Source organism: Halalkalibacter krulwichiae (assembly GCF_002109385.1).
Lineage (GTDB): Bacteria > Bacillota > Bacilli > Bacillales > Bacillaceae_D > Halalkalibacter > Halalkalibacter krulwichiae.
In genome coordinates, this window is sequence record NZ_CP020814.1 from 2,777,734 (window position 1) to 2,791,588 (window position 13,855).

Consider the following 13,855-nt stretch of genomic DNA (forward strand, 5'->3'; position numbering starts at 1 on the left):
ATGCTTGTACGTAATCGGATAGAACTATGCGCGAGTTTCATCAGCTCTTATTATTCAGTTGTATCTTCCATCGTTTCTTCTGCACCTTCTTCTACTTCATCCAGTTCTTCTAATTCATTTAATCCACCTAGCTCAACAACTAAATACTCTCCCTTTTTTATTGTCACTCCTGGTTCAATACTTTGAGTAAGAACATATCCGTTTCCAAAAAATGTTGGATTCATATCTAGTACTTGCGCAAACCTTCTTACGTCTCGATTAGACCAACCAGTCATATCAGGCATTTGATACTCGTCTCCATCCGTACGTAAAAATAGCCTTTCTCCCACAAGCATCCCTCTTTCATCGAGGGGTTGTTGAGCCTCTACTTTTTTCCCATCACCTAAAACAACTATATCCACACCACTTACTTCCACTGTTTCAATCACTTTTTTAATCGTTTGCCCTTGATAGTTATCCGTAACAAATCCATTTGTTGATTGCTCATTATTCTCTGATTCAGTTGGAGCAATACTTAAATATTGCAAGCTATGCTTCATAATCGTATTAAAGATCTGAGAGGTAGGAACAGAACCAGTTTCCATTTGCGAGATTTTGGGTCTCTCTACAGCTACGTATACGATCAACTGCGGATCATCTTTAGGAGCCATACCTAGAAAAGAAAAAATGTTTTCGCCATGCCCATAAATATAACCAGCAGCGTTAGGATCCCGAATTTGTGCTGTACCTGTCTTACCAGCAACATCAAAGCCTTCAATATTATACAAGTTACCTGTTCCAGCCGATGATGAGACGACTTGTCCTAATAAATCTCTCACTTGTTCAGCAGTCTCTTTAGAAACTGGTTCTCCGATTTGTTCAGGTTCGTTATCCAATATTGTTTCATTTGTATCTGGGTCTATAATTCGGTCAATGATGTACGGCTTCATCATTTTCCCATCATTTGCTATTGCTGTCGCTGCTTGAATTTGTTGAATAGGTGTTACAGCAGTACCTTGTCCAAAAGCTGTCGTTGCTGCATCAACCGGACCATTATTCGCTATTAAACTATCAGATTCATTTGGTAGATCAATGCCTGTTTTGTTATAAAAACCAAATTTCTCTAAATATTGATATAGCTTTTCCGGCCCAAGCTTCTCGAGCGCAATCTTTGACATCGCTACATTTGATGACCTCAAAAACCCTTCATCATAAGTAATTGTCCCCCAGCCACGGGCTTGATTATGGTCTCTAATTGTTCGGTCAGCTATTTGAATGGATCCTGATGGGAATGTTTCATCACCCTTATAGACTCCTTCTTCAATAGCAGCTGCAACTGTAAATGTCTTCACTGTAGACCCCGGTTCAAACCGATCAGTTATCGCATAATTTAAATAGTTGGTAATTTGTTCATACTGATTCGGATTAAAACTAGGTCGGTTGCTCATCGCAAGGATTTCACCTGTTTTCGGATCAGCAACTATTGCAATGATTTTCTCAGGATCATAATCAGCTTCTACCTGGCTCATAACTTGCTCTAATGCTGTCTGAATATTTGAGTCCAAAGTTAAATACACATCATGTCCATTTTTAGCCGGTGTTATATTTTGATTTGGATCGGGTAATGGAATTCCTCTACGATCACTTTGATAGTGAAGAGAACCATCCTCTGCCTGCAAATACTCATCAAGGCTTCTCTCAATCCCCATACGCGCTTCTCCCATGTCTCGTTCCGTATAACCAATTACATGTGATGCATACGTTTGTTTAGGATAGTAACGACGAGGCTCATCTCGATATTCAATTCCATCTAACCCAAGCTCAATTATTTCCCTCGCCTGTTCGTGGGTTAGATTTCTTGCTCCTGCTCCAAGCTCAATTTGAAACTTTTCATCACTTTGACCTCTTGCTAGAGCCTGCCTTAATTGGTTTTCATCCATGTCAATTAGTGGAGCGAGCAAACTAGCAGTCTCATCTATATTTTTCACGAAACTGCGTTGGTTAGGGTCAAGCACTGCATAGAACGTATACGACTTTAATTCTTGAGCTAAAGCATCACCTGCACGATCATAAATCGTTCCCCTTACTCCTTTTATCGTTTCTGATCTTGTCCATCGTTCTTTCGCTAACGCTTCTAAGTTTTGACCATCAATTTCTTTCTTTGCTTGAATATAAACAATTCTTCCTAATAAGACACTAAACAAAAGCAAGAACAATATTAGTAATAGTAATGCTCTTTTATTTGTAACAGATCTCTTAATCTCCACTATAGTCACCTCATTTTACCTAAAAACACTTAAGTCTATCTTAACGGAAAAAACTAGCTCTAAAAAGAACTAGTTTTGAACAATCTTTACTTTATTATCGTCAAGTGACATTCCAAGTTGCTCTGTTGCAATATGTAATATCCGATCAGGGGCACTTAGTTCAACAACCTGTAAGGATAAGCCTTCATTCACTTGAGATTGCTGAGCTACGGCTGATTCAAGGCTACTCACTTCTCTGTTCACACTATAGATAGACGCATAGTTATTAACTGTGGCTGCTAACACTAGCAAAGTTGCAATCATAACAAATCCGATAATCAATCTCTCACCAAGTGTCACAGAGTTTCTCACTTGGCGAATTCGTTTAACAGACTTCTGCTGAACTTGTGTTTGCTCTTGCACTTGAATTTTGCGCGCGACCATACTCATTTTCATTCCCCCTTAATTTTTTTCAGCCACTCGTAATTTAGCAGATCGTGAACGATTATTTACCTCTAGCTCCTCTTCAGAAGGAACAATTGGTTTTCTAGTAATAATCTTCAGCTCAGGTTCATATCCTTCTGGTATAACAGGTAATCCTGGAGGTAAGTCAGGACCTTTACTTTTCTCTTTGAATACTTCTTTGCATAATCGATCCTCTAATGAATGGAAGGTGATAACCGAAACTCTTCCACCTGTTCGTAACAACTTAATCGAATCTTCTAACGCATCCTCAAATGCTCCTAGTTCATCATTCACAGCGATTCTAATCGCTTGAAATGTTCTTTTAGCTGGATGCCCACCTGTTCGTCTAGCCGGGGCTGGAATAGCTTCTTTGATTATCTCGACAAGTTCCCCAGTTGTTTCAATCTTCTTTTTTTCACGAAAGGCTTCAATTTTTCTAGCTATTTGTTTAGCGAACTTTTCTTCTCCATATCGTGAAATAATCGATACTAACTTTGCAAATGGCCATTCATTAACAACTGTATGAGCTGTTAAATCAGCTGTTTGATCCATTCTCATATCAAGTGCAGCATCTTGATGATAACTAAAACCTCTTTCTGCTTCATCTAACTGCGGGCTTGATACACCAAGATCAAATAACACCCCATCAACCTCGGTCACTCCATGTTTTTCTAATTCTTCTTTCAAATAGCGAAAATTACTTCTAATAAATGTAACTTTATTACTATAAGGCATTAGTTTCTCTTTTGCATGAGCAAGCGCTTTGTCATCTTGATCAAAGGCAAATAGATGACCCTCTTCTCCTAACAAAGACGCGATTAATGAGGAGTGACCTGCGCCGCCTAGTGTACAGTCAACATAAATACCATTCGGTTTGATGTTTAACCCTTCTATTGACTCCTCTTTTAAGACTGTTATGTGATGAAACATTTTTTATTAACCTCCAACACGCCTTTTCACTTTGAAAAGGAGTTCCATACTAGCGATAAAAAAGTAAATTTACATATCAAAATCCACAATGTTTTCTGCAATTTCACTAAAAGACTCTTCAGACTCGGCAAAATAGTCTTCCCAAATTGTCTTACTCCATATTTCAACTCTGTTGGAAACCCCAATTACTACACATTCTTTATCAAGATGGGCATATTCTCTTAGTGGAGAAGCTATATTTACTCTCCCCTGTTTATCGAGTTCGCATTCAGTTGCGCCAGAAAAGAAAAATCGTGTAAAAGCTCGAGCATCTTTTTTTGTAAACGGGAGTGTTTTTAATTGATCCTCTAACTTTTTCCATTCTTGTTGTGGATAAACAAATAAGCATCGGTCGAGTCCTCGGGTAACAACAAAAGACGAGCCTAATTCATCCCGGAATTTAGCCGGAACAATCATACGTCCTTTCTCATCTACGTTATGGCGATATTCCCCCATAAACATTTTTTACCCAACTCCCCCACTTACTACCCTTAAGTTACCACATTCCTCCACTTTACACCACTATAAATTTACAATTTATCCACAACAAAAAAAATCCCACCTAATGGCAGGATTTTTTTATCCACAATTCGACGGAATTACTTTACACCAATTTACAAATACAAAAGCTTATGCTTCTGATTATGTGACAATTCTAATGACAATAATCGATCAAAACCTTCTTCACCTATAATATTTAACAATAAAATTGGGTGAAACACTCTTTCTTGCGGTCGATTTAACGGAGCTAACACGCGACCCGTTTCATTGAATTTTGATAATGTTAATTCATGGCTTTGTCGAACGAAAGATTGCATTTTTCTTTCCATAAAATCAATTTGTTCCGTTAAGATTGCTAAGTTTTTCTTACTTAAACGCTCTAGCGTAGGATCCATTTGTTCTGCTAGCTCTCTAAGTGGAAGATGATGTTCAATAATATCACTTCTAACTTTATCCAACACCTCTTGTACTGGATATTCTGTCACTTCGCTTAACCACTCTTCACGTAAAGTGTCTGATTTCCCTTCTAAGAATGGAAGAATGTCATAATTGGTTTCTTTTAACCATTTGCTCACTGTCGTCGGGACAAAAGTTAATTGGATTCTCGGAGTAACAATTGGCATTTTTAACTCAAAGTGTTCGAATACCGGCTTCAAGGTAGCCCAATACAAAACCTCACCAGGCCCCGATATGAACGACAATACCGGCAACAACCATTCTTGCATTAAAGGTCTAGTCACAACATTATTGCTAAACTTTTCGGGACTATCTTTTAAAAGGGTACTAAGCTCTAGCTTAGAATATGTAAGATCTGTTCCTCTGATAACAAAAGAGTTATCTTGAAAGTCTAATCGCTTCCGTTCACCTTCTACCTCAATAAAAAGATGAGCATTCTCAGCCTCAGTAATAATTGGTTCGCCATAACCCGCACTTGCGAACTCCTTTGCCCCTTTTTGTTGACAAAGCTGGAGTTTTTCAACCTGTTCAATCATTCGTTGGAAATACTTTTGTTCTAATTCCCTTATGGTAGGATCATGAGCATCAAGTAGTAACAATCCCTCTTTACCAAAAAGCCAATTCATAAAATGCTTAAAAAAGTCCGTAATCGTTTCAGCTTTGTTTAGAAACTCAATTGCCTTTTCAGAAAGCGATTTTGTATGAATTGTTTCTGGCAAAGATTCAAAGACCGTTGTTAACCACTTCTCCATTTCAACTTTATTCAGAGGTATATTTGAAGCAGAGTTAGACGAAGTATCGTTGTATAGATGTTTTTTCCAACGATTATTCTTTTCAATATACACGTATCGAATTTCATCTAAATCATGGTCTTCTCCTGCTATCCAAAAGATCGGTACGACTGGAATGCCTAATTCATTCTCTTTCTGTTTCGCTAAATGAATGATAGAAATTGCTTTGTAGACCGTATATAAAGGTCCTGTTAACAATCCTGCTTGTTGTCCCCCAACAACAACGACAGAATTAGGCTGACGAAGCTTCTCAATCTGCATTTTTGCTTCAGTTGTAAACAACAAAGGTTCGTGAATGCTCGAGAAATAATCCGCCAGCTCAGCTCTTTGAAACGAACGACTTAATAAATCATCCAGCCTATTCTCATACATTCCCTTATCTGATAGTGAATAATCAAAGAACTGCGCTGCTTGATGATGTCCATTTATATAATCATTAAGAAAACCTTGTCTATTACTAACGTCTATTTCAATAACTTCCATATGTATTGACGTCCCTTCATCATTCTAAATTCTTCTTTAATCATAGCAAAGAATGGTTTAAGGACCAAGTACAACGCATCATTATATAATCAAAATTCTGTATAGTAATCCAAAACCACATAACAATAGATATAGAATAAAAAAAAGCAAAAAATTAAAACGCCAAATTCCCCTAAATAGTTTACCAATATGAATATCTCCTGATAATTTCCAATGAATCCAAGTGAAAATCAATGCAATAAAAAAGAACAATGCAAGTATAATCCACAAGAAAGATTTTGCCCATAATTCTAACATGATAAAATAGACAGCAATCATAAATAATACAGTTGTCCAGTCCGATGCGCGCCGGATTGATTTTTTTTTGTTTTTCGAGATCTTCACATTTGCAATATATATTACATACCAACCTAAAAGCGGAATGGTTACAATCGTAGCAATTACCCAAGCTAGTAAATCACCCAAATTTATTCCCCCTTCCCTTCCTTTGCTTGAATCGCCTGAAAAAGAAAAGGCAAAATTGATAACTCCACCTTACTCTCTTGAGCTCTTCTAATTAAATAGCCAATTATACTATCAACTTCTGTTTTTCGATTATTTGTTACATCTATAAACATAGAAGATTTATTATTGGCTGTTTTCTCACATACTTCGAGAACATAGTTCCAATGCTGAGTCGTATCCTCAACATTTAAGGCAACCATCACTTCGTTAAAAACCATTTTCAGCATAGAATAACAGTTTTTGTTGGCAATTAATGCACCGTTTTTAACTTCCATTAAACTTGTTAATGAATTTATACAGGCATTAACTACAAGTTTCTTTTGTAATAACTCTTCCCAGCTGCTTTCATGCTGTACGGCAAAGTACGAAGGAAAACAATATTCAAAAAAGTTTTCAATTATTAGTGTTCCTTTTTGAACATAAGACCACCTTATAGCCCCTATTCCAGTATGATGAACCGTGAAATCATTCTTTCTTATTGCACCATGTTCAACGACTGCAACAGCAATTTCAGCCACTTCTAATTTAGGAAAATACTCAATATGTCCCATTCCGTTTTGCATAAACAAAATCGAATTGACTTTCACGTTTCGTTCACTTAATTGCTTCAAAACATCTTCCACTTGGTAAGATTTCACTGTTAATATGAGCAAATCAATTTCTCTATCTACAGAGATGGAATCTACCCTTGTCGCACGTATATTTTTCGATATTGCTTCTTCAGAACCTCTAATTATTTTAATGCCATTTTCATTTATTAAATCTGTCTGTCCCTGACGGTTAGTAAAAACAGAAATCGGTTGATTTTTTATGGTTGATAAATAATATGTAACTAACATTCCAATTGAACCAGAACCTATTATGGCAACCTCCATACTAGCACTCCTTTTTTAGAAAATTGTACCACACATTTTTTTCAAACTAACGTTATTTTATTTTCAGATTATTTTTACTTTTAATTTCAAAGAAACTTTTTTGTTTATTTTAAACGCTTTCAAGGGAATATGTAGTAAAATATGATTGAGGAATGCTCTTTGAAAGGAGATAGTATAATGCAAAAGCATGAAGTAAAACGCCTTCTCGTCAATTATAAAACACTAGAAGAATTCAAGAACTTCCGTGAATTTGGAGCTGCTGAGCTTTCTATGAAAGGCGATTTAGAAGATAATATCATTGAGGATAATAGTGAATCCCCATTTTACGGGATTTACTACGGGAAGAAGCTCGTAGCTAGAATGAGCCTCTATCGTATTGAAGGAAAATACGACCGCTATTTCGATCCTCCACAAGATTATTTGGAGCTTTGGAAACTAGAAGTTCTTGAGCCTTATAGAGGTCAAGGATATGGAGCTGCTTTAGTTAATTTTGCAAAATCACTTAAGCTTCCAATTAAAACAAACGGTCGCCAAGGTTCTAGCGATTTCTGGACCCATATGGGCTTTGAAGCGTCAACCTATCAAGAATCAAGAGACCGCGGTGAAAGTCCTTTTGTTTGGTATCCTCCTGGTGTACATGAGCAAAATAGCGAAGAAAATATTTAAGACAACAAAACAGATGACGATTTCGGTCATCTGTTTTCTTTGTTTACGTTTCTTGCGACGTTTCATATAATGAAAGCTTCCTTGCACGATCCATGATCGATAAGAGAGCTTTATAATCCTCCGTCATCACCTTTTTCTCTTCTTTAACCCTTTCTAGCTCTTTTTGCAATTGAACATTTTCACTCTTCAATTGTTCTATTTCTTCTTTGGAAACACGCTCTTTCATACTTTCATGATATTCTCCTAAAAAAGAAATAACCGCTTCCATCGTTAGCGTAGGGGGAACGAGTCGTTCAATATCATCACTTTCTTTTACTTGTAAGACAACCTTTTCAACCGGTTCTGTAATTTCTCGACTCGTCTCTTCCTCCCATTCATTTTGTTCAGTAACTTTCTTATTTTTTGTTCTTTGTTTTTTAGCTAGAGCAATGGCTGATTCATATTTTTTTCTAATAGTAGAGTTCCATCTAAAGCCACATGCGGCACTCGTTCTTGAAAGACGGTCCCCCACTTCCTCAAATGCTGATAATTGGGTACTTCCTTCTCTAATATGTCTTAATACAACCTCTGCTAAAACGAGGTCTTCATCAGTACTCCACGCATCTTGACGGATTGTTGTCATAGTTTCCCTCCTCAAAATTTTTATTTGCTTATACGTATGCATCTACTAGAGTTAAAAGACTTAATATTTAGTAAAAAAAGACGAATCTCTTGTTTATTTTTCGATAGAATTACACTAGTAATTCATTATTACCTGATTTTCTCACAAATATTCACAATTAAAAAAAGATGAATCTCAAAAGAAAGAGTTCATCTTACAATTATTTTCCGGTCAAGAAACCCTTAACCGCTTCATGATGCTCCTTGGTTGCCCATAATGATGAGCATTCATCAATTTCCTTCTTAATATTCTTTTGAATCCTTACTTGATCAAATTGGTCTAATAGCCTTTGTTTATATGCATGGAGAACATTCTCGTTTTGCCTTAATATTGGAGAAAGCCATTCTAATACACCCATTCTCAGAGGCTCCGTTATTATTGCTTGCACTAAATTCGATTGTGTTAATTCCTGGACAGGATAAATACGAGCTGACGCTAACATCTCCAAAGCATAAGATGGCTGAATTCTATGTAATAAAATCGTACCACCACCCCAACCTGTTGTAATACCAAGTTTCCCTTGAATAAAGCCCATTTTGGCGTGAGGTACAGCTACTCGAAAATCACATGCAACAGCAAGTTCACTCCCACCACCTACCGCTGTCCCATTCAAAGCTGCAACGGTTATTTTCGGAAAAAACATAATTCGCTCCAATAGTTGTCCCATTTTAAAAAGCATATCAGCCGCTTGTTCTTTTGTATGTAAATGCTGAAAACTAGTTAAGTCACCACCTGAACAAAAAGCTCGATCGCCTGCTCCTGTAATAATTACAACTCTACTATCATCCTTTTCAACATTATCTAATGCTTGATGAATCTCAGCCATCACATCTAAATTTAGAGCATTTCTTATCGGCTCCCGGTTAATTTGAATCCATGTTACTTTGTTTGGATCTCTTTCAACAATGATATGCTCCATCGTCCGCCCATCCTTTTTCTTTTTTATTCGACCAACCTATTATACGTGACTATCATTTTACTATATGTATCATTATTTAACTAACAAAAAAGACGAAGAGGTACTCTTCGTCTCATTAGTCGTATCTAATTACTTGCTAACTACGTCTTGGCCTTTGTATGTGCCACACTCTTTACAAACACGGTGTGCTAATTTCATTTCTCCACACTCAGGACATTTAACCATACCAGGTACTGCTAACTTGTAGTGAGTACGACGCTTATTTTTGCGAGTTTTAGATGTTCTTCTAAAAGGTACTGCCATCATTCCCACCTCCTTAAAAATCTAATCAACCCAACCTTTTCTAGTTGGTTATATGAAATGAAGGCCCGAACGTGTTGCCGGTGCTTCGACTTTCCTATTCCTTTTCAAAAAACTTTGCTAAATCGGCTAATCTTGGATCAATCCGATTCTTTTGCTCATTATGCTTAAAAAGTTCCCAGTCTTTACCAGATTTTGGCGCAGGTCCTTCTACTCCCTCTTCAGCAAATACTTGAATTGGAACTTCTAGTAAAATAAGCTCCTCAATAGCTGGAATTAAATCTATCATTTCCCCTTCAAAGAAATGAATATCATCTTGCTCAACAGAAGTCGTTACATATTCATCAGCAGGATGAAAATGAACAGATTCCTGAAGATCAATCGAAAAACGTACATCCGCTAATGTTCTTGCACAAGGAAGAATTAATTCACCTTTAACATCGAGTAAAAACGTAATCAAGGATCCAGAATATACAACTTCTCCTTTTACATGAACAGGATAGACAGATCTTATTTCTGGATTTAACTTCTTTAAGTTAGAAAGCTCAATCGTTTCTTCAAATGTAAATGGTTTATGCTTGGCAATCGCTAATTGCTGTAATGACCATTTCATTGCAGATCACCTCTAAGACAACAAAATTAAGTATATCTCTACATATTTGGAATGTCAACCTTTTTTCTTTACACTAGAAAGACAAATCAAAAAGAGAAATCGAATACTTGTTTAAAGCATGAGATTTATTGTAGCATGACAGGAAAGAAGAGTAAAGAACTCGAACTTAACTTACAATGTAACTTTTAATACAGAAAAGGTGATAATCTTGAAAGCAGTAGGAATTGTTGTTGAATATAACCCATTTCATAACGGTCACTTATACCAAGTTGAACAAGCCAAACAAGCAACTCATGCGGATGTAGTAATCGCTATCATGAGTGCGTCATTTTTACAGCGAGGTGAACCCGCCATTGTTTCAAAGTGGTTTAGAACAGAGATGGCTTTATCTAGAGGCGTTGACATCGTACTAGAACTCCCCTATATATATTCTACCCAAAAAGCAGAAACGTTTGCGAATGGAGCTATAGCAATTTTAAAAGAAGTTGGAGTAGAGTATATTAATTTTGGAAGCGAATCTGGTGACGTTGATTCCTTCAATCAGCTAAGCGATTTTATGCATGAGCATAAAGATGAATTTGATCAACTTGTAAAAAAACACATAAAAAAAGGATATAGTTATCCACGAGCAACCACTGCAGCTTTCCAAGACTTGCATCCTGCTTCTAATATGTTATCTTTAACCGAGCCAAACAATATTCTTGGGTTTCATTATATAAAAGCCATTCGTGACCAACATGCTTCTATTAAGGCAACCACTACTTTACGGAAGCAAGCCCAGTATCACGATGCCTTTGTAACCGGTCATGCCATTGCCAGTGCAACAAGCATTCGTAAAGCATTAATGGACAAGGATATAAACGAAATTAGTCATGTCATGCCTGAAGAAACCTTTTCTCTCTTAAATGAATATCAACGTTCCTATCAGTTACTCCATACATGGGAGCATTATTTTAACATGCTTCAATACAAAATTCTTTCTACACCTTTAACGGAGTTACGTTCCATATATGAATGTGAAGAAGGACTTGAATACCGAATGAAAGATCTTATTAAAGACTCAATGTCCTTTACAGAATTGATGGAACGATTTAAGACAAAACGGTATACATGGACTCGTCTTCAACGTCTTTTAACACATATTTTAACCAATACGACAAAAACAGAAATGGAAGAAGCTTGCTCTACATATAAGCCACCTTATATTCGCCTGCTAGGCATGACACAAAATGGACGATCATATTTAAATAAAACAAAAAGCGATCGGGAGGTACCTATTATAACCAAGTTTAGTAAAGCATCAGGAATTCAAAAACAAATTGAAGAGCGGGTTACCAACATTTATCTTAGCCCATTAAAAAAAGAGCATTTCATTAAGGAAATGAAGCAAGAATTTAGCCGTTCACCTATTATTCTTAACCATTAACCGTATACTCTAAAAACCCACAAAAAATCTACGAGACATTTTTGTGGGTTATATTATAAACACTCAAAGAGATTCACTCTGCAGGTTAATTTTTTGGAGGCAATGACTGTAAAAATGCTAATGCTTCATCAAAATGATCAATTGGAATGACTTTCATTGAAGTACCAATATCCTCAGCTGCCTCTATCGCTTCCTGATAATTTGAATTAGCTACTCCCCCCTCATTTGGAGCGAAAAAAAAGTCAGCTCCTGCTCGATCAGCAGCTACAACTTTTTGATTGGCCCCTCCAATTCGCCCAACTGTTCCTTCTTCATTTATCGTACCTGTCCCTGCTACTTCATACCCTTTAGTAATATCTTCTTCCGTTAATTGGTTGTAAATTTCTAATGAGAACATGAGCCCAGCTGAAGGGCCACCTATTTGACTAGTATCTATTGTTACATTCGGCTCAAAGGTGACATCACGATCTGTGATAGGCGCCTGAATTCCAATACCAACTCGATCATTCGGCACATTCATTTCTTCTGGAAACTTGGAGAATCCTAGTTCAACGCTCTCCATTTGATTGTCTCTCATGACCGTTAATTCAACCGTATCACTTAGATTCATTCCTTGTAACAAGTCAATCAATTGCTCTGAAGTTAGAACTTCAATGCCGTTCACACCGATAATATGATCACCTGGTTTTAAAAGACCATATGCCGGCATTCCCTTAATAAGAGACGTAACTCGAACACCTTTATAATCATATTCAATTGTTTTACCAGCTTTTTCATAAGCGTTAATTTTCGCAATCACTTGCGATCCATCCATTGCCATCAGTTGACGGTGTTGATACTCTTCATCTGTTTCTCCTTCATAACGGATTTGCTCTTCCGGATAAAGAAGACGATAAGGACTCAATTGAGCCCATGCATAAAAGAAGAGATTAGCCTTGCCCATTTGGACAGTCGTAAGCATAAAAGATCCCTCTTCTTCCTTAAATCCCCCTTCTACATTAATTACATCATCCAACACTTTCGCACCACCAGGTTGGGAATAATAATAAGGGAGCTGATAAAAATGTAGAAAAAGAAAGGCTAAAATAAGAAAGATCCAGCGCTTCTTAATCATTGATGTCATTTTTGTTCTCCTTCCAGTTTGCAATGCAACTTTTTATCTCTTTCATTTTTTCCATTGTTGCTTCTTCTCCACGACGAATTAAACCATCTACTTCCGTAAAATCAAGTGAGCTTGATTGTTTAACAATGGGTCGAATCATAACGGAACTGTCAAATTCCGTGACACGTATCATTTCTCTTGCCATAATATCCATGCTTTGCATAATGACATCGAAAATAGTATGTAGTTCTGGTTCTGTCCGAAAATAGGAAACATCGACAGCAATCGTTATATCCGCTCCCATTTCTCTTACGACTGAGACTGGTACTCGGTCTATTACTCCACCATCAACTAATAGACGATCACCGACCTTTTCAGGCACAAAAATACCTGGAATTGCAATACTTGCTCGAACAGCTGTTGCAACATCCCCACTTTGTAGGACAACTCTTTCTCCATTTTTTATATCGGTTGCAACAACCGCTACTGGAGGAGACAATTCTTCTAGCTTTTTATCTTTGGCTAGCATACGAATAACTTCTTTTGCTTTTTGGCCTGCAACAAAACCAAGCTTAGGAACAATAAAATCAACAAAATACTTTCTGCGAAATAGCGTTGCAAATCTCTCTAAATGCTCAGGCTTTTGTCCAACTCCATATAAACTGCCTACTAGCGCGCCCATGCTGCTACCAGCGATATAATCGACCGGAATATTTTCTTTCTCTAAAGCCTTCAATACCCCAATATGGGCAAAACCGCGAGCTCCTCCTGATCCTAATGCAAGTCCGATCTTTGGTCGAGAACTCCCCATATTACCCTCTCCTTGATATTATTTCTTTCACACTATAAAGATATGGTCTATTACTAACTTGTATACGTATAGTTATATTATGGACATG

General features: G+C 37.0%; 15 protein-coding genes. 2 read left to right on the forward strand and 13 right to left on the reverse strand.

Features of this window, described 5'->3' with window-relative positions:
* Nucleotides 1-50: 50 nt before the first annotated feature.
* The 7 genes from BkAM31D_RS13995 to BkAM31D_RS14025 form a co-directional block, all read right to left on the reverse strand.
* Nucleotides 51-2,246, reverse strand: a complete 2,196-nt coding sequence (locus tag BkAM31D_RS13995) for a penicillin-binding transpeptidase domain-containing protein (protein WP_066150479.1) — start codon at nt 2,244-2,246, stop codon at nt 51-53.
* Nucleotides 2,247-2,315: 69 nt separating this feature from the next.
* The gene (gene ftsL, locus BkAM31D_RS14000; protein WP_066150482.1) at nt 2,316-2,675 is read right to left on the reverse strand and encodes a cell division protein FtsL; all 360 of its coding nucleotides are present in this window, start codon (nt 2,673-2,675) and stop codon (nt 2,316-2,318) included.
* 12 nt (nt 2,676-2,687) lie between these two features.
* Nucleotides 2,688-3,620: a 16S rRNA (cytosine(1402)-N(4))-methyltransferase RsmH gene (gene rsmH, locus BkAM31D_RS14005; RefSeq protein ID WP_066150485.1), complete on the reverse strand. Its 933-nt coding sequence runs from the start codon at nt 3,618-3,620 to the stop codon at nt 2,688-2,690.
* A gap of 69 nt (nt 3,621-3,689) precedes the next feature.
* The gene (gene mraZ / locus BkAM31D_RS14010) at nt 3,690-4,121 is read right to left on the reverse strand and encodes a division/cell wall cluster transcriptional repressor MraZ (RefSeq protein ID WP_066150488.1); all 432 of its coding nucleotides are present in this window, start codon (nt 4,119-4,121) and stop codon (nt 3,690-3,692) included.
* Between the two features lie 152 nt (nt 4,122-4,273).
* Nucleotides 4,274-5,890, reverse strand: coding sequence for a bacillithiol biosynthesis cysteine-adding enzyme BshC (gene bshC, locus BkAM31D_RS14015; RefSeq protein WP_066150491.1), 1,617 nt, complete (start codon nt 5,888-5,890; stop codon nt 4,274-4,276).
* Nucleotides 5,891-5,971: 81 nt separating this feature from the next.
* Entirely contained in the window at nt 5,972-6,355 is a 384-nt protein-coding gene (locus BkAM31D_RS14020; protein ID WP_066150494.1) for a DUF3397 domain-containing protein, read from the reverse strand.
* Nucleotides 6,356-6,357: 2 nt separating this feature from the next.
* A complete protein-coding gene (locus tag BkAM31D_RS14025) occupies nt 6,358-7,269 on the reverse strand; it encodes a 2-dehydropantoate 2-reductase (RefSeq protein WP_066150497.1) in 912 nt (303 codons plus the stop codon).
* Nucleotides 7,270-7,446: 177 nt separating this feature from the next.
* Here BkAM31D_RS14025 and BkAM31D_RS14030 point away from each other — a divergent pair, with 177 nt between their 5' ends.
* The gene (locus BkAM31D_RS14030; RefSeq protein WP_066150502.1) at nt 7,447-7,935 is read left to right on the forward strand and encodes an N-acetyltransferase; all 489 of its coding nucleotides are present in this window, start codon (nt 7,447-7,449) and stop codon (nt 7,933-7,935) included.
* A 43-nt stretch (nt 7,936-7,978) separates the two neighbouring features.
* Here BkAM31D_RS14030 and BkAM31D_RS14035 read toward each other — a convergent pair whose 3' ends face one another.
* From BkAM31D_RS14035 to BkAM31D_RS14050, 4 genes are all read right to left on the reverse strand, one after another.
* A complete protein-coding gene (locus BkAM31D_RS14035; RefSeq protein ID WP_066150505.1) occupies nt 7,979-8,557 on the reverse strand; it encodes an RsfA family transcriptional regulator in 579 nt (192 codons plus the stop codon).
* Between the two features lie 199 nt (nt 8,558-8,756).
* The gene (locus BkAM31D_RS14040) at nt 8,757-9,515 is read right to left on the reverse strand and encodes an enoyl-CoA hydratase/isomerase family protein (protein WP_066150507.1); all 759 of its coding nucleotides are present in this window, start codon (nt 9,513-9,515) and stop codon (nt 8,757-8,759) included.
* Nucleotides 9,516-9,644: 129 nt separating this feature from the next.
* Complete coding sequence (gene rpmF / locus BkAM31D_RS14045) at nt 9,645-9,818, reverse strand: 50S ribosomal protein L32 (RefSeq protein ID WP_066150512.1); 174 nt, start codon at nt 9,816-9,818, stop codon at nt 9,645-9,647.
* 94 nt (nt 9,819-9,912) lie between these two features.
* Nucleotides 9,913-10,428 (reverse strand): YceD family protein, encoded by a 516-nt coding sequence (locus BkAM31D_RS14050; RefSeq protein ID WP_066150515.1) that lies wholly within the window; start codon nt 10,426-10,428, stop codon nt 9,913-9,915.
* A gap of 208 nt (nt 10,429-10,636) precedes the next feature.
* On the opposite strand from BkAM31D_RS14050, the gene BkAM31D_RS14055 reads away from it, so the two are divergent.
* Complete coding sequence (locus BkAM31D_RS14055) at nt 10,637-11,854, forward strand: nucleotidyltransferase (RefSeq protein ID WP_066150518.1); 1,218 nt, start codon at nt 10,637-10,639, stop codon at nt 11,852-11,854.
* A gap of 85 nt (nt 11,855-11,939) precedes the next feature.
* Here the strand turns inward: BkAM31D_RS14055 and BkAM31D_RS14060 are convergent, their stop codons facing one another.
* Both BkAM31D_RS14060 and BkAM31D_RS14065 read right to left on the reverse strand, forming a co-directional pair.
* Entirely contained in the window at nt 11,940-12,977 is a 1,038-nt protein-coding gene (locus tag BkAM31D_RS14060; RefSeq protein WP_306807396.1) for a SepM family pheromone-processing serine protease, read from the reverse strand.
* The gene (locus BkAM31D_RS14065) at nt 12,961-13,767 is read right to left on the reverse strand and encodes a patatin-like phospholipase family protein (RefSeq protein ID WP_066150522.1); all 807 of its coding nucleotides are present in this window, start codon (nt 13,765-13,767) and stop codon (nt 12,961-12,963) included. The genes BkAM31D_RS14060 and BkAM31D_RS14065 overlap by 17 nt, the downstream gene beginning before the upstream one ends.
* Nucleotides 13,768-13,855: the final 88 nt, after the last annotated feature.